We start from the raw sequence: 20,130 nt of genomic DNA, 5'->3' as shown, positions 1-20,130 counted from the left end.
CTAATGACTCAGTTACGCTCGGACTCTTTATCGCTCAGGCCGCCGGGACGTGGTTCCGAGGATTCAGCTCGGGGCTCGCCGGAGATGCCCTCCTGGAAGGCGGCCAGCCACATCCCGGCCTGTGGGGGTGGAGCGGCCGATACCGAGGGTGTGGATTCAGCGGTGATGGAGGCCGCGGGCTTCTGCCGCATGGGTGGAAGTACGGCGCGAGTACGGCGCCTGCGCTGCGGAAGCCCGTTGGCGGTGCGCGGAGGGGTGACGGACACCGGCTCCTCCGCGGTGGCTTCCGGACGGCGCAGCGGACCGCCGCGGCGCCTGGGCGGCGGCAGGGTGGCGGCCTTGGCCATGGCTCCGCCGGGCACCGGAGTCGCGGTGATCAGTTCCGGCGGGACCACCAGGACCACGCGTACACCGCCGTACGCGGAGGCCCGGAAGGAGACCTTGAAGTCGTTCGTGCGGGCCAGCCGGCCGACCACGGCCAGGCCGAGTCGTGGCGCCTCCCCCAGGTCGTCGAGGTCGATTCCGGTGGGGGAACTCTGCGTCAGGGCCCGCTCGGCGCGGACGCGGGCTTCATCGGTCAGACCGATCCCGGCGTCCTCCATCTCGATGGCCACACCGGTCTGGATCTCGGTCGCGGTCAGGTGGACCCGTGTCTGGGGCGGTGAATAGCGAGTGGCGTTGTCCAGCAGCTCGGCCAGGGCGTGGATCAGCGGCTCCACGCCGCGCCCGAGGATGCCGACCTCGGCCACCGAGTGCAGATCGACGCGCTGGTAGTCGGTGATCCGGGACATGGCGCCGCGGAGCACGTTGAACAGCGGGATGGTCTGCTGCCACTGACGACCCGGCCGGGCCCCGCCGAGTACGGCGATGCTGTCCGCGAGCCGGCCGACCAGCGCGGTCCGGTGGTCGATGTGCAGCAGGTCGACGAAGACCGCCGGGTCCTGCCCGTGCTTGTCCTGCAACTCCCGCAGTTCTTGGGCCTGTTGGTGAACGATGGCCTGGACTCGCCGAGCGATGTTGACGAAGGCTCGCTGGGCGGAGTCACGGAGGGCTTCCTCGGCCTCGACGGCTTCCAGGACTGAGCGCAGCACTGCCGTGTGCGCGGCTTGGAACTCGGGGCTGACGTGGGATACCTGGCCGACTTTGTGCAGCACTTCTTGCGTCGTGCTGCCGCTCTGCAGCTGGGCCATGGCCGCGGGCAGCGTTTCTTTGGCCATCCGCACCGTTTCGGCTTCCTGCACGGACAGATGCCGGCGCAGGATCGCCTCTCTGTCGGCGCACTCGGTGCGCAGTGCGTCGAGCGCGCGCGCCCGGCAGGCCGCCTGCCAGGCCGCGACGGCCACAGCGGCCGTCGCGAAGACGCCGATCCAGACCACCAGGGCACGGGCTGTCGAGGGCGACAACGACACGGCCACGGCCGTACACGCGGCGAGCAGTACGGGTGGGAACAGCCATATTGGGGTGGAGGCAGGCCCCGACCCTCCGGGTGACGAACCAGCACGAACCATCGGCATCCTCAATGCACTAACGGGATGGATACGGCGACATACATGGCGTATATGGGCACCAGGGGAAGGCCACCTGAACGAGATCGACGACCGTGGAGTCACGCTCACCAATTGCTTGGCCGCAGCGCATTCCACAGCGGCGTTCCGCACGCATGAGGCCGGGTCCCAGGACGCCCGAGCCCTCGCGTGATCGGCGACATCACGACAGCCAGCGGCGACGTGCAGTAATCGCCACAACTCGCTGCGCGACAGCGAGCATAGCGAGGCCCACGTGGCTCTGCGGCCTAAATGCATATAACACATGAATGCACTCGTGTACGAAATTAAGGAGAAACGTTTGGCCTCGGGTGTTTGGTGCAATTCGATTTCTGCCGGGCCGGTGCGCCCAATGCCGCTGGATGATCGGATACGTCCAACAAGACGAGAGGCGTTGGGTGTTGGGCCTTGCGCTTGGGCGTTCAGACGCCGCCCGGTCCTTCACGGCAGGGCCGGGCTGCGGACAAGGCAGCAGGCCCAGCCGACGCCGGTGGACGTCAGCTGAGCCTGTGGGGGCCGGCGGACGGAGGACCGCGGTTGCCTGTGGTTGCCTGTGGTTACGGAAACCGCTCGTCCGCGGCATCCCACCCATCCGGGCACGCCGTGGACCGCGCCGGCGCCGTCTCATCGGCGACGGCGTACCGGGGGTGTTCAGCGGCTGCGGCCGCTCCTTGTTCTCGAACCGGTTGCCCGGCCCGCCGATGCCGTGGAGCAGCCCGGCACCGCCATGCCCTCGCACCGCCCGGCCCGACGATAACCGGCCCTGCCCTACCCACCCACGGCCTTCTGCAACACGCTTCAGTCGTCGGCGGTTCCGACGACGGCCCGGCATTCATCGGTGAACGCGAGAGCGGCCTGAGTGGCCAGTGCTATGCGGCATCGGAGATCGTTTTCCGCTTCCGTATTGCTTTCGAGGGATTCCCACCCTCTCAAGGCGTCTACGGTCGACTCGGCTTCTGCGAGCAGACGCAATGCTGCGGCATGTACTGAAGACGGCCCCAAAAGGTGGAGTGAGCTGGTGGAGAGTTCAACGTCACGGAGCATTGCTCCAAGAGTTGATACAGCTCGTCAGGATGCCCTCCGGCTGGAACTTGCGTTTCCAACCTTTGGACGACAGTCATGAAGTCGGTGCAGGCCTGGAGAACCATCCGGTAGATGTGTAGCCGTTCTTGCCGAATCCATTGGGCGTGCTCATTCTTCGCTTGCCCTTTGGTCTGCTCGACTGCCGCTCTCACGGCCGCGTCGGCGCTGTGCCGCGCCGCCCGCCAGCTGGCCCATCCGCCGACGGCGGCGCCGATGATGGCTGCGGCGAATCCGATGACGGCGGCGTAGAGCGCCGCCTTCCCCTCATCCATGGCCCCCTGCCGGTGTGTGGGGTGGAGGTTATCCGTTCTGTTGACCGGCTGCATCCACGGTTGACTCGCCCTTTGACTGTCGCCAAGCGGGGTGACTGGGATGGGCGCGTTGAGCCTTGGCCCGGTCGTCTGCCAGGCGTTCAAGGAGGCGAGGATCTTCCCCGAGATGAGGGGGGAATTTGGTCGATTGATAGAGCGAAGCAGTGAGAAGTCGGTCGACATTCAGGAACCTGGCATTTGACAGGTCGGTTCCGATGAAAGATGCGGAGTCCAGTTCGGTATCCGAGAAGCTGGCTCCAGCTACATAAGCGCCGGTCAGGTTTGCATCGTGCAGGCGGGCTTGGGTCAGGTCGGCGCCGTCCAGGTGCGCGTATCTGAGGATGGCGCCCTGCAGTTGCGCGCAGTAGAGATTGGCTCCTTCCAGGTTGACGCCCGAGAGGTTCGCCTTTTCGAGGCGCGCCAGGGTGAGATCGACTCCCCGGAGGTCGACGTCAGGCAGCTCGATGAGGAACCCTTCCGCACGTTCCGGACGCCTCCCGATGACACTGATTGCCGCTTGGATATCTTCGGCGGATTTGCGGGCTTCGGATTGTGTGCGCGCCTCCGAATCGCTGGTTGCGACTGGCGAGTGTTGCCGAACGAAGGCAGCGAGGACCGCCACAATGGTTTCGTGGTCCTTTTCGGAGTCCCGCATGATCCTTTCAAGTGAATATATTCCACCGAGCCTTTGGGTGAGGTTGTCCGAGCTGAGGAGCTTGATCGCTTCGACGTAGCGCTCCGTGACCTGCCCTTCCCGAGCGAGGTCGGCCTGCTCCCCATCCTTCAGCTGCGTGTGTGTGAACTGCTCCTGAGAATAGGCGAATTGGGCTTGCGCGAGCTGAAACTGCTGCTGGGTCTGATGGAACTGGTCCTGCGAAAGTTTGTGGTTTCGGTGGGTGTAGTAGAGCCCTAGCGCGGCGATGACGCCGGCTCCGAGCGCGACGAGCGCCGTTCGAACTCCGGTGATGACGACACCGTCGGCGGGCTGGAGGTCGCGCGACCGAATGTGTGCTCCGTCGAGGATCCAGGGGCCACGCCAGAGGAGGAGCGTGTAGAGGACGACGGCGATCAATATTCCGGCGACGCTGACGCTGCGGCGTAACTTCGTACTCATGGCAAACATCGTGGCCGGTCCGCACAGTGAACGAACCAGAGATGGCAGCCTTCAGAGGGAGATCTGAGGTTGTCGCGTCGGGTGTCGGCGTGGAGAGGCTGACGCCGTACGACTTGAGGCGCTCTCACAAGGTCTGGCCGGCTTTCGTGCTTCTGTAGTTCCTTGAAGGCCCCACTTGCACTTCTTGAAGGCCCCACTCGCGTCGGCGGTGGGGCCTTCAAGGGGAAGCGCATCTGTGCGCGTCCTACCGTATGGATGCCTAACGAATCGGCATCCCGGACAGCGTCCGGGCGATCACCAGCCGCTGGATCTCGCTGGTGCCCTCGAAAATGGTGTAGATCGCGGCGTCGCGGTGCATCCGCTCGACCGGGTACTCGCGGGTGAAGCCGTTGCCGCCGAGGATCTGCACGGCCTGGGCGGTGACCTTCTTGGCCACCTCGCTGGCGAAGAGCTTCGACATGGAGCCCTCGGCGGAGGTGAAGGGCTTGCCGGTCACGGCCATCCAGGAGGCGCGCCACACCAGGAGGCGGGCGGCGTCGATCTGGGTGCGCATATCGGCCAGCTGGAAGGCGACGCCCTGGTTGTCGATGATCGGCCGGCCGAACTGCTCGCGGGTCTTCGCGTACTCCAGGGCCTCTTCATATGCGGCACGGGCGGTGCCGACGGCCATCGCGCCGACCGCGGGCCGGGACGCCTCGAAGGTGGCCATGGCGGCGTTCTTCACACGCTCGCCGCCGGTCTTGGCCTTCTCGTGGGCGCGGGCGAGGCGCTCGTCGAGCTTCTCCTTGCCGCCAAGCAGGCAGTGACCGGGCACCCGGACGTTCTCCAGGACGACCTCGGCGGTGTGCGAGGCGCGGATGCCGTGCTTCTTGAACTTCTGGCCCTGGGTGAGACCCGGGGTGTTCGGCGGGACGATGAAGGAGGCGTGGCCCTTGGAGCCCAGCTCGGGGTCGACGACCGCGACCACGACATGGACATTGGCGATGCCGCCGTTGGTGGCCCAGGTCTTGGTGCCGTTGAGCACCCACTCGTCCTTGGCCTCGTCGTAGACGGCGCGCGTCCGCATCGAGGCGACGTCCGAGCCCGCGTCCGGCTCGGAGGAGCAGAAGGCGGCGACCTTGACGTCATTGGCGTCGCCGTACATCTGCGGCACCCAGGTGCCTATCTGCTCCTCGGTGCCGTTGGCCAGCACGCCGACGGCGGCGAGGCCGGTGCCGACGATCGACAGGGCGATGCCGGCGTCCCCCCAGAACAGCTCCTCCATGGCCATCGGGATGCCCAGGCCCGTGGGGTCGAAGAACTGCTGGGCGTAGAAGTCCAGCGAATACAGGCCGATCTTGGCGGCCTCCTGGATGACCGGCCAGGGAGTCTCCTCGCGCTCGTCCCACTCGGCGGCGGCGGGGCGCATGACGTCCGCGGCGAAGCCGTGAATCCAGTCGCGGACTTCCCTCTGTTCGTCGTTGAGCTCCATGGTGAACTCGGCCATGACCCCTCCTGCGCTTGCGGTCTTTCACATGTTACTTGCGGTAACCAGAGTGTGTTACTCGTCAGTAAGGGATGTCAACTCCCCGGGGTTCGAATTCACCGCGGAGATCGGGTGTTACGTTGCGCGAGCGCCACGGAGTCACGAGGGTGGGAGCACGACCATGGAAAACACACAGCACAGCGGCCGTCGGCAGACGGCGACCGAGCGCAGACGACGGGAGCTGCTGGAGGCCGCGGAGCGCATTGTGCTGCGCGACGGCCCGGAGGCGTCGATGAACGCCATCGCCGCCGAGGCCGGCATCACCAAGCCGATCCTCTACCGGCACTTCGGCGACAAGGGCGGGCTCTACCGCGCGCTGGCCGTACGGCACACCGACGCCCTGCTGGACAATCTGCGCACCGCACTGGACGCCCCGGTCCTGCGCCGCGACCGGGTCGAGGCCACCCTCGACGCCTATCTGGTCGCGATCGAGACCCGCCCGCAGGTGTACCGCTTCCTGATGCACCCCTCCGACGAGCAGAGCCAGGGCGAGTCCGGCTTCGACGTGGGGCGGCACTCCGCCCCGCTGCTGCGCAGGCTCGGCGAGGAGCTGGCGAAGGTGATCGCCGACCGCCTCGACCTGGGGCCGGAGGGCGAGGAGCGGGCCCGGGTGTGGGGCCACGGCATCGTCGGCATGATGCATGCGGCCGGCGACTGGTGGCTGCGGGAGCGCCCCTGCTCCCGCGAGCGGCTGGTGCAGCATCTGACGGATCTGCTGTGGGGACAGCTGGCCACCGTCAAGGACCTGGCGGGCGGCCCCGGCTTCTGACCGTCAGCGGCCGGACTCCCCCGCGGAGGCGGCCCAGGGCGCGCGGGCGGCCGCGCGCAGCGTCCGTCGCCTGCGCAGTCCGGTCAGGTGGTCGACGTACAGACCGCCCTCGAGGTGGTCGCACTCGTGCTGGAGACAGCGGGCGAAGAAGCCGGTACCGATGACGCTCCTCGGCTCGCCGGTCGCGCTGAGCCCTTCCACAACGGCGTGGTCGTGGCGCGGCGTAGCCGCCTCGATACCGGGCAGCGACAGACAGCCCTCGGGCCCGCGGATCACCGGTCCGTCCGTCTCGACGAGGCGGGGGTTGACGAGATGCCCGAGATGACGGCGGTCCTCGTCGTCGGGGCAGTCATAGACGAAGACCCGCAAGGGGACGCCGATTTGATTCGCGGCGAGACCGACACCGCGCGCGGCGTACATTGTCGCGTACATGTCTTCGATCAGCCTGGCGAGCTCCCCGTCGAAGGAGGTGACCTCCTGGCAGGGCGCGGTCAGGGCCGGGTCGCCCAGGAGGCGCATGGGGCGCGGGCGGCCGGTGCTGCCGGGGATCGTGCGGGAGCTCATGGGCTCCAGCGTACGGTCCGCCGCACCCCTCCCGGTCATACCGGATGTCGCGCCACGGGTGGCGGGGTTCGGGCCCAGGGCCGGATCTCGATAGGCTGATCCCCGACCGAAGCCTCCGTACCGGTCATCGGCTGCGGAGGAGGCGTTCCCCCGGCAGCCACGCGGCAGGCGGGCGCCGGATGCAAGGAGGATCAAGGACGATGGCAGGCAACACGGAGCCGCTGTCGCCGCGGGCCAAGCTGGCCGTGACGGCGGGCAAGGCCGCGGCGGCGGTATCGCGCGCGGCGGGCCGCGGCAGCGGATCGGTGATCGGTGGCCGGGTGGCGCTCAAGCTCGACCCCGACCTGCTGGCCCGGCTGGCCCGGCACTTGGACGTCGTCCTGGTGTCGGCGACCAATGGCAAGACGACCACGACGCGGCTGATCGCCGAGGCCCTGCGGGCCAGCGGCCCCGTGGTCTCCAACGCGCTCGGCGCCAATATGCCGGCGGGCATCACCTCCGCGCTGGCCGGCGGCTCGGACGCCAAGTACGGCGTCATCGAGGTGGACGAGAAGTACCTCGCCGGTGTGGCCCGGGACGTCACGCCGAAGGCCATAGCGCTGCTGAACCTCTCCCGCGACCAGCTCGACCGCGCGGCGGAGACCCGGATGCTGGCCGAGCACTGGCGCGAGGGCCTGTCCGGCTCCAAGGCGCTGATCATCGCCAACGCCGACGACCCGCTGATCGTCTGGGCGGCCTCGTCGTCCGCGAATGTGGTGTGGGTCGCGGCCGGACAGGAGTGGAAGGACGACGCCTGGTCCTGCCCCTCGTGCGGCGGTGTGATGCAGCGGCCCGGCGAGGACTGGTTCTGCGGCGAGTGCGGCTTCCGCCGGCCGACGCCCAGCTGGGCGCTGTCCGGCGATCATGTCCTCGACCCGCACGGCAGCGCCTGGCCGATCAAGCTGCAGCTGCCGGGCCGCGCCAACAAGGCGAACGCCACGACCTCGGCCGCCGTCGCGGCCGCCTTCGGGGTGCCGCCGCAGGTGGCCCTGGAGCGGATGTACTCCGTGCAGGCGGTGGCCGGCCGCTATGACGTGGTCTCGTTCCTGGAGCGGGAGCTGCGGCTGCTGCTGGCGAAGAACCCGGCCGGCTGGCTGGAGACGTTCTCGCTGATCGACCCGCCGCCGACCCCGGTGATCATGTCGGTGAACGCCCGCGGCGCGGACGGCACCGACACCTCCTGGCTGTGGGACGTCGACTACACCCGGCTCGCCGGACACCCGATCTTCGTGCTCGGTGACCGCAAGCTCGACCTTGCGGTGCGCCTCGAGGTCGCCGGGCTCGACTTCCAGGTGTGCGACAACATCGACGAGGCCGTGCAGATGGCGCCGCCCGGCCGGATCGAGGTCATCGCCAACTACACGGCCTTCCAGGACCTGCGCCGCCGCGTGGGCAACTGAGTGCGATCCACCGACCTGACAAACAAGGACGAGCGAGCATGAGTGACAACAGCCTGCGCCTGGTGTGGATCTACCCGGACCTGCTGAGCACGTACGGCGACCAGGGCAATGCGCTGGTGGTGGAGCGGCGGGCGCGCCAGCGCCGGCTGGACGTACAGCGCCTGGACGTACGCTCCGACCAGGCGATTCCCACGTCGGGAGACATCTACCTGATCGGCGGCGGCGAGGACCGGCCGCAGCGGCTGGCAGCCGAGCGGCTGATCCGCGACGGCGGCCTGCACCGCGCGGTCTCCAACGGCGCGATCGTCTTCTCGGTGTGCGCCGGCTACCAGATCCTGGGCCATGAGTTCATCAACGACCTCGGTGAGCGGCAGGAGGGCCTGGGGCTGCTGGATGTGGTGAGCACCCGCGGCGAGGGCGAGCGGTGCGTGGGCGACGTACTGGCCGATATCGACCCGAAGTTGGGCCTGCCGCCGCTGACCGGTTTCGAGAACCACCAGGGTGTGACGCATCTGGGCGAGACCGCCAGGCCGTTCGCCAAGGTGCGCTTCGGCAAGGGCAACGGCGTCGGCGACGGGTACGAGGGCGCGTACAACGACACCGTCTTCGGCACCTACATGCACGGCCCGGTGATGGCCCGCAATCCGCATATCGCCGACCTGCTGATCAAGCTGGCGCTGGACGTCAACGCGCTGCCGCCGGTGGAGGACCGCTGGTACGAGGCGCTGCGCCAGGAGCGGATCGCCGCGGCGACGCAGCCCGCCTGAGCGCCCCCCGCGCTCATCCGTACGCCCGCAGTCCCGCACTGCGGGCGTACGTGTGCCCAGGGGCCCCGCGCTTGTAGGGTGAGCGGGATCCAACCGGACGACGGGGTCCGGGTCTCCGGTTGAGTTGCAGAGGGTTTTCGAGCAATGCGTATTGGTGTCCTCACCTCCGGCGGCGACTGCCCCGGTCTGAACGCCGTCATCCGGTCCGTCGTCCACCGCGCCACCGCCGATCACGGCGATGAGGTCATCGGCTTCATGGACGGCTGGAAGGGCCTGCTGGAATGTGATTACCGCAAGCTCGACCTGGAGGCCGTCGGCGGCATCCTGGCGCTCGGCGGCACCATCCTCGGGTCGTCGCGGGTGCAGCCCGCCCATCTGCGGGACGGCGTCGAGCGGGCCCGCGGCCATGTCGCCGAGCTGGGCCTGGACGCGATCATCCCGATCGGCGGCGAGGGGACGCTGAAGGCGGCGCGGCTGCTGTCGGACGCCGGCCTGCCGATCGTCGGCGTACCCAAGACCATCGACAACGACATCGCCGTCACGGACGTGACCTTCGGCTTCGACACGGCGGTGGGCGTCGCCACCGAGGCGCTGGACCGGCTCAAGACCACCGCCGAATCGCATCAGCGGGTGATGATCGTCGAGGTGATGGGCCGGCACACCGGCTGGATCGCGCTGCATTCGGGGATGGCGGCCGGTGCCCACGCGATCGTGGTGCCGGAGCGGCCGTTCGACATCGAGGAGCTGACGGCGCGGGTCGCGCAGCGGTTCGACGCCGGCAAGAAGTTCGCGATCGTGGTGGTCGCCGAGGGCGCCAAGCCGCGCGAGGGGTCGATGTCCTTCGACATCGGCGGCAAGGACATCTACGGCCATGAGCGGTTCGCCGGCGTCGCCCGGCAGCTGTCCGTCGAGCTGGAGAACCGCCTCGGCAAGGAGGCCCGCCCGGTCATTCTCGGCCATGTCCAGCGCGGCGGTACGCCCACCGCGTACGACCGGGTGCTGGCGACGCGCTTCGGCTGGCACGCCGTCGAGGCCGCGCACCGCGGCGACTTCGGGATGATGACCGCCCTGCGCGGCACGGACATCACGCTGGTGCCGCTGGCCGAGGCCGTGGAGAGCCTGAAGACGGTGCCGGCGGAGCGGTACGACGAGGCGGAGTGCGTGCTGTAGTCCCCTGCTGCCCGACGTTGCTGTGTGACGTCGCCGTATGACGTGTACGAACCGCCCCCGGCCGATGCGATGGCCGGGGGCGGTTCTAGTCTTGTCGCCGGAGCATTGGTACGAATCAGGAGCGAGCGGATGCATCACGGCGGGCACGGCATGGACGGCATGAACATGGATCTGCCGCCGTTCACGCTGGGGCGGGGGCTCGAGTTCGGCGGTGATCCGTTCTTTCTCGTCGGCTGCCTGCTGGCGCTGCTGCTGTACGGCTGGGCGGTGCTGCGGCTGCGGCGGCGGGGCGACGAGTGGCCGGTGAGCCGGGTCGTCGCCTGGGCCCTGGGCGTGGTGACGGTGGCCCTGGTGATGTGCACCAAGCTCAACGACTACGGCATGGCGATGTTCAGCGTGCACATGGTGCAGCACATGGTCGTCAGCATGCTCTCGCCGATCCTGCTGCTGCTCGGGGCGCCGGTGACGCTGGCGCTGCGCGCGCTGCCGGCTGCCGGGCGCGGCCGCAAGGGTCCGCGGGAACTCCTGGTCGCGCTGTTGCACAGCCGCTATATGCGGATCATCACGCACCCCGCGTTCACCATCCCCCTCTTCATCGCGAGCCTGTACGCGCTCTACTTCTCCCCGCTCTTCGACTTCCTGATGGAGTCCCGGGCCGGGCACATCGGGATGATGGTGCACTTCCTCGCCGTCGGACTCGTCTTCTTCTGGCCGATCATGGGCATCGACCCGGGCCCGCACCGGCCGGGATATGTGATGCGGATGCTGGAGCTGTTCGCGGGCATGCCGTTCCATGCGTTCTTCGGCATCGCGCTGATGATGGCGTCGGAGCCGATGGTCGACACCTTCCTGCACCCGCCGGCCTCGCTCGGGATCGAGGCGCTGTCCGACCAGTCGGCCGCCGGCGGCATCGCCTGGGCGTTCAGCGAGATCCCGTCCGTGGTGGTGCTGATCGCCCTGGTCTTCCAGTGGTACAAGTCCGAAAAGCGCCAGTCGCAGCGTACGGACCGGGCCGCGGACCGCGACGGCGACAAGGACCTGGCGGCGTACAACGCCTATCTCGCCTCGCTGAACGCACGCGGTCGGTAAGGCACGCCAGCTAGCGGTACGGGCCGCGGCCGGGGACGATGGTCTCCTGGCCGCGGCCCGTGGCATGGATGCCCCGGGCTGCCACGAGGAGGTTGCGGGTATGCCCGGATCTGCCAAGACGATGGCCGTGTTCACGGTGGGCGCGCTGGTGGTCTCCACCGCCTACACCGTGGCCCTGGGAGGCAACGGCTGGCTCTGGTTCCTGTGGGTCGTACTGGCGCTGGTGACGGTCGGCGTGGTGGCGGGCCGACGGGTCTGAGCGCGGAACTCCGGCCCCGGCGCCTCAGAAGCGGAAGACCGGCCCGGTGTCGGAGTCCATCACACAGGCGTTGGGGAACGATTTCCGCCAGGCCACCGGGCGGCCGTGCCAGTCTCCGGTCGCCGCGACGGTCACCGGGTCGTACTGCTTGGTGCACGGGCGCGGGTCCCCCGGCAGCGCGTCGAAATCGCCGTCCGCCTCGGCCAGCGCCGCGCAGGCGGCCGCGCCGTGCGGATGGGTGCCGCGGGTGTCCGGGCAGTTGAGCTGCACCCCGCGGATCCAGGTGTCGGCGGCACCGGACAACGTCAGGAACAGACCACGGTCGCGCGCCGGCTCCACGGCGCCCGCGGGCCGGCCCGGGGCTGCGGCCAGCGCGCAGAGCACGGCGGCGGTGAGCGCGGCGGCACGGGGCAGGCGGCGGGCCTTCGGCATGCGGTTCTCCTGAGGGTGGCTCGGTGGGATCGAGCGCGGGTCCACGCCTGCCAGCGCACCCCGGCACACGCCGGTGGACAAGCGGCCACGCCGCGAGGTCGCCCGGAGGAAGGACCGGCACTGCCCTCCCCGGACGCATCGCAGCGGGGCCGCGCCACCGCCCCGGCGCCGGACGCTGCCCCTCGCCCCTTCCCTCCCCGTGGCGGCGCATCCCGGCCACGGCCCGGCCGCCCGGCCCGCCTACGCTGCCCGCATGTGGAGAGACATCGCAGGCCGGGCGTTCCCCGAGGCCGAATTCCGCACGCCCGCCGATCCGGCGGCGCTGTCCGCGGCCGAGCGGAGCCTGGGCTGCGCCCTGCCGCCCGAACTGGTGGAACTGCTGCGGGAAACCGACGGCATCGTGGGCCCGTACGGCGTGGACTCGGTCTGGCCGCTGGAGCGGCTGGTCCGGCACAACCTGCACTTCCGGTCGGACCCCTCCTTCGCGGGCCTGTACATGCCCTTCGATGCCCTGCTCTTCTTCGGGGACAACGGCGGCGGCGACCAGTTCGCCTTCGTACGGACGCCGCCGCGCGCCGACATCTTCGTGTGGGAGCACGAGGACGACAGTCGGCGGTGGGTCGCGCGGGATCTGCCGGACTATCTGGGCCGGTCGCTCGCGGCGGACGGCGACGACTGGTATCAGTAGCCGAGGACGGCGGCGAGGACCTCGGTGAGGCGGCGGCGATGCGGAAGATCATCTTGATGATGTCGGTGTCCCTCGACGGATACATCGAGGGACCGGAGCGCCAGATCGACTGGCATCGCGTCGACGACGAGCTGCACCGCCACTTCAATGACGAGCTCAGGGGCATGGGTGCGTTCCTGCACGGACGGGTCACCCATGAGCTGATGGCCGGGTTCTGGCCGACCGCCGACGCCGATCCCGCAATTACCGGGCCGATGGCCGAGTTTTCCGGTATCTGGCGGGAGATGCCCAAGATCGTGTTCTCCCGGACCCTGGAGCGGGCCGAGTGGAACACGGTCATCAGGCGGGAGGTCGACGCCGAGGAGATCAGGGCGCTCAAGGCGCAGCCGGGCGGCGATCTCGCGCTCGGCGGCGCCGACCTCGCCGCGGCCTTCATGGCGCAGGGGCTGATCGACGAGTACCGCATCTACGTCCATCCGGTCCTCATCGGACGGGGCAAGCCCCTGTTCCCGGCCTCGGACACCCGGGCCGACCTCCGTCTCGCCGAGACCCGGCCCTTCGGCAACGGGGTCGTCCTCCTCCGCTATCAGGCGGCGGCCGCCGCCCGCTGACACCGACCCCTCGCGCCCTCATCGGTCGGCGGCTACTCTGCGTCGGCACGGTAACTACGGGGAGGCCGACGGGTGTTCTACCAGCTGCTGAAGTACATCGTTCTCGGGCCCTTGCTGCGGCTGGTGTTCCGGCCGCGGATCGAAGGGCTCGAGCATGTGCCGCAGGAAGGGGCAGCGATCATCGCGGGGAACCATCTGTCGTTCGCCGATCATTTTGTGATGCCCGCGATCGTGCCGCGGCGGGTGACGTTTCTGGCCAAGGCGGAGTACTTCACGGGGCCGGGGCTGAAGGGGCGGCTGACCGCGGCGTTCTTCCGGGGCGTGGGGCAGATTCCGATCGACCGGTCGGGGGGCCGGGCCTCGCAGGCGGCGATCTCGTCGGGGCTGTCGGTGCTCCGCAAGGGGCGGCTGCTGGGGATCTATCCCGAGGGCACGCGGTCGCACGACGGCCGGCTCTACAAGGGGCGTACCGGGGTGGCCGCGATGGCGCTCAGGGCGGGGGTTCCGGTGGTGCCGTGCGCGATGATCGGCACGTTCGAAGCGCAGCCGACGGGGCGTCGGCTGCCGCGGGCGATGCGGATCACCATCCGGTTCGGGGAGCCGCTGGAGTTCTCGCGGTATGCCGGAATGGCGGACGAGCGCACCGCGCTGCGGGCCGTCACGGACGAGATCATGTACGCGATTCTGAAGCTGTCCGGGCAGGAGTACGTGGACACCTACGCGGGCGAAGCGAAGGCCGCGGCGCAGGCGGAGGCCAAAGCGCGAACGCAGGGGCGGGCGCAGGGACGGGCGCAGGGACGGAAGGGGCACGGCGCCGGGAGCTGAGCTTTGGTGCGATGGGCTTTCGTGCGCTGGGCTTTCGTGCGCTGAGCTTTCGTGCGCTGAGCTTTCGTGCCGGGGGCTTTCGTGCCAGGGGCTTTCGCGAGCTGAGTGCTGCTTGCGCCGAGTGGTTCGCGCGCCCGGCCGTCTTGCGCCGTGGGCGAACCGGCTGCGGGTGGCGCCGGACGGCCCGTACGGTCCCCGGCATGGCTACGGGCAGCGCAGTGGTGATCGGGGCGAGCGGGCAGATCGGACGGGCGGCGGTACGGGCCCTGGCGCGGGACGGGTGGGAGGTGCGGGCGGCTTCCCGGCGCGGCGGCCGCGATGACTCCTGGCCCGGGGAGGTCCGTTCGGTGGCGGTGGACCGCGAGGACGACGCGGCGCTGGCCGGACTGATCGGCGAGGGCTGCGATGTACTGCTGGACTGTGTGGCGTACGGGGCGGAGCACGCACGGCAGTTGGCAGGGCTGGCGGACCGTATCGGATCGGCCGTGGTGATCTCCAGCGGGGCGGTGTACGAGGACGCGCGGGGGCGGGGTTTCGCGACGCTGGACGAGCCGGAGGGGGCTCCGGTCTATCCGGTGCCGATTCCGGAGTCTCAGCGGACGGTGGCTCCGGGTGAGGGGGATTACGGGGCGCGGAAGGTGGCGCTGGAGCGGGCGCTGCTGGCGCAGGGCTCGCGGCTGCCGGTGACCCTGCTGCGGGCGGGCGCGATTCACGGCCCGTACAGTCCGCTGCCGCGCGAGCTGCACTTCGTCAAGCGGGTGCTGGACGGCCGCCGGGTGCGGGTGCTGGCGTACGGCGGACGCTGCCGCTTTCATCCGGTGCATGTGGACAACCTGGCCGAGATGGTGCGGCTGGCGGCGCGTCGGCCGGGGGCGCGGGTGCTCAATGCGGGGGACCCGCAGGCCCCGACGGTGGCGGAGATCGCGGTGGCGGTGGATGCGGCGATGGGCGCGCCGGCGAGCGAGATCGTGACGGTGGAAGGGGCGCCGCCGGCGGCGGATGTCGGCGATACGCCGTGGTCGCTTCCGGAGCCGGTGGTGTACGACATGGCGGCGGCGGAACGGGAGTTGGGCTATCGCCCGGTGACCGGTTACGCGGAGTCGCTCCCGGGGACGGTGGGCTGGTTGGCCGATCGGGTGCGGGGGCGGGACTGGCGGGAGCTGTTCCCGCTGCTGGCCAGGCACTCGGGCGCGACGTTGTTCGGCTATGCGGCGGAGGACCGGTGGCTGGCCGGGCGGCGCGCGTAAGGGCCGGGTGACGGCTCAAGAGGTGCGGCGCGCAGCGCCTCCGGTGGGGGCGGTGGTCGGGCGACGAGCGGGCGGATATTCCGTCGTGGGCCGCGCCGCCGCCCCGTATCTTGACCGTCATGAGGAATCGGATACGGGGGTGCCGACGATGAGCGCCCGGCTGCGCGGGATGGCGCAGGAGACGGAGCGCATCGTCGCGGCGGGTGCGTACCGCGCGCCTGGTGGACGGCTGGTGGAGATCGCGGCGGCGGTCGAGCGGGCGCGGGCGGGGACCCGGTTGTACGGGCCGGGGCCGGTCGCCGTGGAGGGCTCGGGGACGGGCGAGCGGACGGACCGGACCACGGGCGTACGGACGGCGTTCGAGGTGACGGGGGAAGGCAGTCTCACGGCGGGCCGACGGCTGGCCGAGGCGGGCGGCGGGCCGCTCGCGGTGCTGAACTTCGCGTCGGCGCGCAATCCCGGTGGCGGCTATCTCAACGGCGCGCAGGCGCAGGAGGAGGCGCTGTGCCGAGGGTCGGCGCTGTACACGTGTGTGCGCCAGGCGCCGGACTTCTACGCCGCGCACCGGGCCGAGCCGAGCCCGTTCTACAGCGACCGGGTCATCCTCTCCCCCGGTGTGCCGGTGTTCCGGGACGACCGGGGTGCGCTGCTGGAAGTGCCGTACGAGGCGTCATTCTTGACGGCGGCGGCGCCGAATGCGGGGGTCATCGCGCGGCAGCGGCCGGCCGAGGCGGGCCGGGTGGCGGAGGCGCTGACGGCCCGCGCGGAACGGGTGCTGGAGGTCGCGGCGGCGGGACGGCACGGTCAGCTGGTGCTCGGTGCGTGGGGGTGCGGGGTGTTCCGTAATGAACCGGCCGATGTGGCGCGGGCGTTCGCGGCGCATCTGCTGGGCTCCGGGCGGTTCGCCGGATGGTTCGACCGGGTGGTGTTCGCCGTGCTGGACCGGCGGGAGGATTCGCCTACCAGGGCGGCGTTCGAGGCGGTCTTCACGGCGTGAGACGCGGCACGGGCGGCCGGGCAACTGCCCGGCCGCCCGCGGTGTTCTCCATGATGTGAGGACAGAGAACGTGTCAGGGAGCGACCGGCAGGTCGGAGGCGCCCTTCGTGGTGGCCTTCGCCGTCTGCTTGGCCGGCTGCGGCGTGGCGTGCGGCGCGCACGTCACGTCCTCGGCATCGATCTTGCCGTCGACGAAGTAGGCGTCGACCCGGTCGTTGATGCAGGGGTTGACCTGTCCAGTGACACCGTGAGATCCGGCGTCCCGCTCGGTGATCAGGCGGGAGCCCGCGAAGCGCTTGTGCAGCTCGACCGCGCCGTCGTACGGCGTGGCCGCGTCACGGGTGCTCTGCACGATCAGCACGCTGGGCAGACCCTTGCCGGTCTTCACGTCGACCGGGGTCTGCTGCTTGACCGGCCAGGTGGCGCAGGGCAGGTTCATCCAGGCGTTGGACCAGGTCATGAACGGCGCCTGCTGGTGGATGCGGGTGTTGTCGCGGTCCCACTTCTTCCAGCTGGTGGGCCACTTGGTGTCGGTGCACTCGACGGCCGTGTAGACGGCATTGCCGTTCTCGGAGGCGATATTGCCCGCCGTGTCCTTCATGTTCGGCGCGGCGTTCTCGAGCAGCGGCTTCTCGTTGCCGGCCGCGTAGTCGCTCCAGACCTGGGCGACCGTGGCCCACATGGAGTCGTAGTACGGCGCGTTCTGGAAGAAGCCGGTGAGCTCGGCGGGGCCGACGAGGCCGCCGATCGGCTTCTTCTTGGCGGTCGCGCGCAGCTTCTCCCAGGCCGCCTGGACCTTCTCCGGGGTGTCGCCGAGGTGGTAGGTCGCGTCGTTCTTGGCGACCCACTTCTTCCAGTCGCCCCAGCGCGTCTCGAAGGCCACGTCCTGGTCGAGGTTGGCCTGGTACCAGACCTTCTCGCGGGAGGGGTTGACGACGCTGTCGACGAGCATCCGGCGGACGTGGTCCGGGAAGAGCGTCCCGTAGACGGCGCCGAGATAGGTGCCGTAGGAGACGCCCAGGTAGTTGAGCTTCTTGTCGCCGAGCGCGGCGCGGATCACGTCCAGGTCGCGGGCGGTGTTCGCCGTCGTCATGTACGGCAGGAGGCCGCCGCTGCGCTCGGCGCAGCCGTCGGCGTACTCCTTGGCGAGCTTGCGCTGGGCGAGCTTGTCGGCCTCGCTGTCGGGCACCGGGTCGGCCTTGGGGGCCTTGACGAACTCCTGCGGGTCCATGCAGGAGATCGCCGCGGAGTGGCCGACACCACGCGGGTCGAAGCCCACGAAGTCATAGGCCTTGGCCGTCTTGGCCCACAGCGGGTTCTTGGTGGTGATGCGGGCCGGGAACCTCATTCCCGAGCCGCCGGGGCCACCGGGGTTGTAGACGAGGGAGCCCTGCCGCTCCTCCTTGCTGCCGGTGCTGACGGCCCGGTCGACGGCGATCTTGATCGTACGGCCGTTGGGCTTGGCGTAGTCGACCGGGACGGTGACATAGCCACACTGGATGGGGGTCTTCAGACCCCAGTCGGCGGGGCAGTCCTTCCAGTCGATGCCCTCCTTGGCGGCGCGCGCGGCGGCGGTCTGGACTCCGCGCGCTTCGGCCGAGGCGGACTGGTGGGTTTCGCCCGCGCTGGCGGGCGTGGCGGCTATCGCGCCTGCAATGAGCGTGCCGGTCACCAGAGTGCCGGCAGCGCCGAGCGCTGCTGTTCGTCTCACGTGGTGGATCCCCCTGCATGGTGCGTCGCTTGTGGCGACGGTGATCACAGAGCTGCTACAGAGGGATCCTGTCGTCTCCTGTCCCTTCCTGAACAGGTTTGACCACGGTTTCTTTACCAATCCGTAGGATTAACGGGGTTGTCGGCGGACTCGGGCCGAGCGCCTCGGGGACCTCGGGCGCGGCCGTCGGCCCGCTCGGCCCGGCGGTGCGGCGGCGGCTTCCGGCCACCCCCGCTCGGCCTCGGAGACGCGTTCGGTGAGCCGGATCCCCGCACGCCCTCAGCATCCTCAACGTCGGGGCGGACAGCACGGCCTGCGGTCCCGGCAAGGGATCCGAACATCACGGTCCCGGACAACAAGCCCCGGACAACAAGCTCCGGACACCAGGGCGCAGGCGGCAAGACGCAGGCAGCAGCCAACCGGCACCAGGCACCAGAGGTGCAGCCAACCGGCACCGGGCACCGGACCGCAGTCAACAGGCATTCAGCAATGGGCACATGGCCGCAGACAACGGGCCGTCGGGGGGCGAGAACACGTCAATTGCCGGTCACATGTCCTGGAGGCATGTGCCGGACCCACCGGTTTCAGTAACCTTCCGTACAGGCTCTCCCACACACTGCCACGAGGGGGAGCCTCGACGTTTTCGCTTTGCACGGCCCGTACGAGCCGTCCAGGAGGAGATCTGAAGTGCCCGGTATCGATCAGGTGTTGGCCCAAGCGATGGGGATCCCCGGCGTTCTGGGTGCCGGGTTGATCGACTGGACCAGTGGGCTGACCCTCGGTACGGCCGGGCGCGCACCGCACGATGATCATGAAGCGGCCGCCGCGGACACCGCCGAAGTGGTGCAGGCGGTGGTGCGCAGCGCCACCTTCGACAGCGGGCGCGGCGCCGGTCCGGAGCTGGAGGACCTCATCATCACGGCCGCGGGCAGCTACCACCTCATAAGGTTCGTGCACACGGCCTTCGACAGTCAGACCTATCTCCACCTCTGGCTGGACCGCGGGCAGGCCAATCTGGCCATCGCCCGGTTACGGCTGCGCGATCTGGCCACGGAGCTGGTCGCGGCCTGACGACGCCGACATGACCGTCCCCATATCGCCCCGCCCGACAGCGTCCGGCGGACTGCTCGACCGGTTCGCCGCGGAACGCGTCACCGGCGCCCTGCGCGGCCCGAACGGCTGCTTCTATCTTCGGGACGGCGCCATCTACTGCGTCGAGGGCGCCACGGCACCCGGTCTCGATGCCCGGCTCAGCGCCACCGGGCGACTGCCCGCGGACGGCTGGCAGCATGCCCTCGAAACGGCGGGTCCGGCGCATCAGGGCGGCCAATTCCTCGTCAACGAAGGGTGGTTGACCCAGAGCGAGCTGGAGATCTGTCACCTGGGCGCGCTCCTGGACGCCGCGTTCTTCGCGCTGCCACTGCCGCCGGAGACCACCTCGTTCACACCGGGCAGCGCGCACTGGCTGGGCGTCGTACGGCGGATCAGCGCCGCCGCTCTCCTACAGGCGACGGCCCGCCGCCGGGCGCTGCTCGACCGGCTGGCCCCCTGGGCGGCGGTCGATGCCGTACCCGTCGTCCCCGTCGTCCCCGTCGTCCCCGTCGTCGCGGCGAGCCCGGCGGGCCGCCACTCCCCCACCGCCAGGCAACGCCGGCTGCTGGAGCGCGCGGACGGCCGGCACACCCCGTACGAACTCGCCCGCGCGCTGGGCCAGTCCGCCTTTGTGACGCTGCTCGACATCCGCCGCCTCGCCGCGGCCGGACTCGTCCGGATGCCCGGAGCAGCGGCGGCGTTGCCCAGACGGCGCCCCGGAGCCCGTGCGGAAGGCCGGACCGGACCCGCGGCGGAAGACCCCTCGCCGACCTGGCAACTACCGGTTCCGGACCTGCTCGAGACCCCCGATCCGGATATTGCCCTCCTTGTCCGACTGCGTACGGCGCTGGAGGAAAACCTGTGACCCCTCACCCACGCGAAATCCGGCCATG

20 protein-coding genes are annotated in these 20,130 nt (G+C 69.8%); 13 read left to right on the top strand and 7 right to left on the bottom strand.

Annotated elements, in window-relative coordinates:
- Positions 1–8: 8 nt before the first annotated feature.
- From AC5677_RS35445 to AC5677_RS35430, 4 genes are all read right to left on the bottom strand, one after another.
- Positions 9–1,508, bottom strand: coding sequence for a sensor histidine kinase (locus AC5677_RS35445; protein ID WP_497196875.1), 1,500 nt, complete (start codon positions 1,506–1,508; stop codon positions 9–11).
- 974 nt (positions 1,509–2,482) lie between these two features.
- Positions 2,483–2,899 (bottom strand): hypothetical protein, encoded by a 417-nt coding sequence (locus tag AC5677_RS35440; RefSeq protein ID WP_497191987.1) that lies wholly within the window; start codon positions 2,897–2,899, stop codon positions 2,483–2,485.
- Between the two features lie 28 nt (positions 2,900–2,927).
- On the bottom strand, positions 2,928–4,052 hold the full coding sequence (locus AC5677_RS35435) for a pentapeptide repeat-containing protein (RefSeq protein WP_497191986.1): 1,125 nt from the start codon (positions 4,050–4,052) through the stop codon (positions 2,928–2,930).
- Positions 4,053–4,311: 259 nt separating this feature from the next.
- Entirely contained in the window at positions 4,312–5,538 is a 1,227-nt protein-coding gene (locus AC5677_RS35430; protein WP_497191985.1) for an acyl-CoA dehydrogenase family protein, read from the bottom strand.
- Positions 5,539–5,698: 160 nt separating this feature from the next.
- Between AC5677_RS35430 and AC5677_RS35425 the strand changes: the two genes are divergently transcribed.
- A complete protein-coding gene (locus AC5677_RS35425) occupies positions 5,699–6,346 on the top strand; it encodes a TetR/AcrR family transcriptional regulator (RefSeq protein ID WP_497191984.1) in 648 nt (215 codons plus the stop codon).
- Positions 6,347–6,349: 3 nt separating this feature from the next.
- On the opposite strand, the gene def is transcribed toward AC5677_RS35425, so the two are convergent.
- Positions 6,350–6,910 (bottom strand): peptide deformylase, encoded by a 561-nt coding sequence (gene def, locus AC5677_RS35420; protein ID WP_497191983.1) that lies wholly within the window; start codon positions 6,908–6,910, stop codon positions 6,350–6,352.
- Between the two features lie 200 nt (positions 6,911–7,110).
- On the opposite strand from def, the gene AC5677_RS35415 reads away from it, so the two are divergent.
- The 5 genes from AC5677_RS35415 to AC5677_RS35395 all read left to right on the top strand — a co-directional run bounded on the left by AC5677_RS35415 (position 7,111) and on the right by AC5677_RS35395 (position 11,634).
- Entirely contained in the window at positions 7,111–8,349 is a 1,239-nt protein-coding gene (locus AC5677_RS35415) for a DUF1727 domain-containing protein (protein WP_497191982.1), read from the top strand.
- 38 nt (positions 8,350–8,387) lie between these two features.
- A complete protein-coding gene (locus tag AC5677_RS35410) occupies positions 8,388–9,116 on the top strand; it encodes a type 1 glutamine amidotransferase (protein ID WP_497191981.1) in 729 nt (242 codons plus the stop codon).
- A 144-nt stretch (positions 9,117–9,260) separates the two neighbouring features.
- Complete coding sequence (locus tag AC5677_RS35405; protein ID WP_497191980.1) at positions 9,261–10,286, top strand: 6-phosphofructokinase; 1,026 nt, start codon at positions 9,261–9,263, stop codon at positions 10,284–10,286.
- 129 nt (positions 10,287–10,415) lie between these two features.
- Positions 10,416–11,375 carry a cytochrome c oxidase assembly protein gene (locus tag AC5677_RS35400; RefSeq protein WP_497191979.1) on the top strand — a complete coding sequence of 320 codons (960 nt, stop codon included), beginning with the start codon at positions 10,416–10,418 and terminating at the stop codon, positions 11,373–11,375.
- A 100-nt stretch (positions 11,376–11,475) separates the two neighbouring features.
- Positions 11,476–11,634 carry a hypothetical protein gene (locus AC5677_RS35395; RefSeq protein ID WP_497191978.1) on the top strand — a complete coding sequence of 53 codons (159 nt, stop codon included), beginning with the start codon at positions 11,476–11,478 and terminating at the stop codon, positions 11,632–11,634.
- A 24-nt stretch (positions 11,635–11,658) separates the two neighbouring features.
- On the opposite strand, the gene AC5677_RS35390 is transcribed toward AC5677_RS35395, so the two are convergent.
- Positions 11,659–12,066, bottom strand: coding sequence for an SSI family serine proteinase inhibitor (locus AC5677_RS35390; RefSeq protein ID WP_497191977.1), 408 nt, complete (start codon positions 12,064–12,066; stop codon positions 11,659–11,661).
- Between the two features lie 253 nt (positions 12,067–12,319).
- Between AC5677_RS35390 and AC5677_RS35385 the strand changes: the two genes are divergently transcribed.
- From AC5677_RS35385 to AC5677_RS35365, 5 genes are all read left to right on the top strand, one after another.
- Positions 12,320–12,754 (top strand): SMI1/KNR4 family protein, encoded by a 435-nt coding sequence (locus AC5677_RS35385; protein WP_497191976.1) that lies wholly within the window; start codon positions 12,320–12,322, stop codon positions 12,752–12,754.
- Between the two features lie 38 nt (positions 12,755–12,792).
- Positions 12,793–13,365: a dihydrofolate reductase family protein gene (locus AC5677_RS35380; RefSeq protein ID WP_497191975.1), complete on the top strand. Its 573-nt coding sequence runs from the start codon at positions 12,793–12,795 to the stop codon at positions 13,363–13,365.
- 72 nt (positions 13,366–13,437) lie between these two features.
- A complete protein-coding gene (locus tag AC5677_RS35375) occupies positions 13,438–14,190 on the top strand; it encodes a lysophospholipid acyltransferase family protein (RefSeq protein WP_497191974.1) in 753 nt (250 codons plus the stop codon).
- Between the two features lie 200 nt (positions 14,191–14,390).
- Entirely contained in the window at positions 14,391–15,437 is a 1,047-nt protein-coding gene (locus AC5677_RS35370; RefSeq protein ID WP_497191973.1) for an NAD-dependent epimerase/dehydratase family protein, read from the top strand.
- 148 nt (positions 15,438–15,585) lie between these two features.
- On the top strand, positions 15,586–16,434 hold the full coding sequence (locus AC5677_RS35365) for a TIGR02452 family protein (RefSeq protein ID WP_497196874.1): 849 nt from the start codon (positions 15,586–15,588) through the stop codon (positions 16,432–16,434).
- A 73-nt stretch (positions 16,435–16,507) separates the two neighbouring features.
- Here AC5677_RS35365 and AC5677_RS35360 read toward each other — a convergent pair whose 3' ends face one another.
- Positions 16,508–18,145 carry an alpha/beta hydrolase gene (locus tag AC5677_RS35360; RefSeq protein ID WP_497191972.1) on the bottom strand — a complete coding sequence of 546 codons (1,638 nt, stop codon included), beginning with the start codon at positions 18,143–18,145 and terminating at the stop codon, positions 16,508–16,510.
- Between the two features lie 687 nt (positions 18,146–18,832).
- On the opposite strand from AC5677_RS35360, the gene AC5677_RS35355 reads away from it, so the two are divergent.
- Both AC5677_RS35355 and AC5677_RS35350 read left to right on the top strand, forming a co-directional pair.
- Positions 18,833–19,216 (top strand): roadblock/LC7 domain-containing protein, encoded by a 384-nt coding sequence (locus AC5677_RS35355; RefSeq protein ID WP_497191971.1) that lies wholly within the window; start codon positions 18,833–18,835, stop codon positions 19,214–19,216.
- Between the two features lie 10 nt (positions 19,217–19,226).
- Complete coding sequence (locus tag AC5677_RS35350) at positions 19,227–20,102, top strand: hypothetical protein (RefSeq protein ID WP_497191970.1); 876 nt, start codon at positions 19,227–19,229, stop codon at positions 20,100–20,102.
- Positions 20,103–20,130 lie beyond the last annotated feature (28 nt).

The organism is Streptomyces sp. JLSY215, from assembly GCF_059682825.1.
Note: the sequence above shows the minus strand (reverse complement) of the source record. Positions and strands in the feature narration are given on the sequence as shown.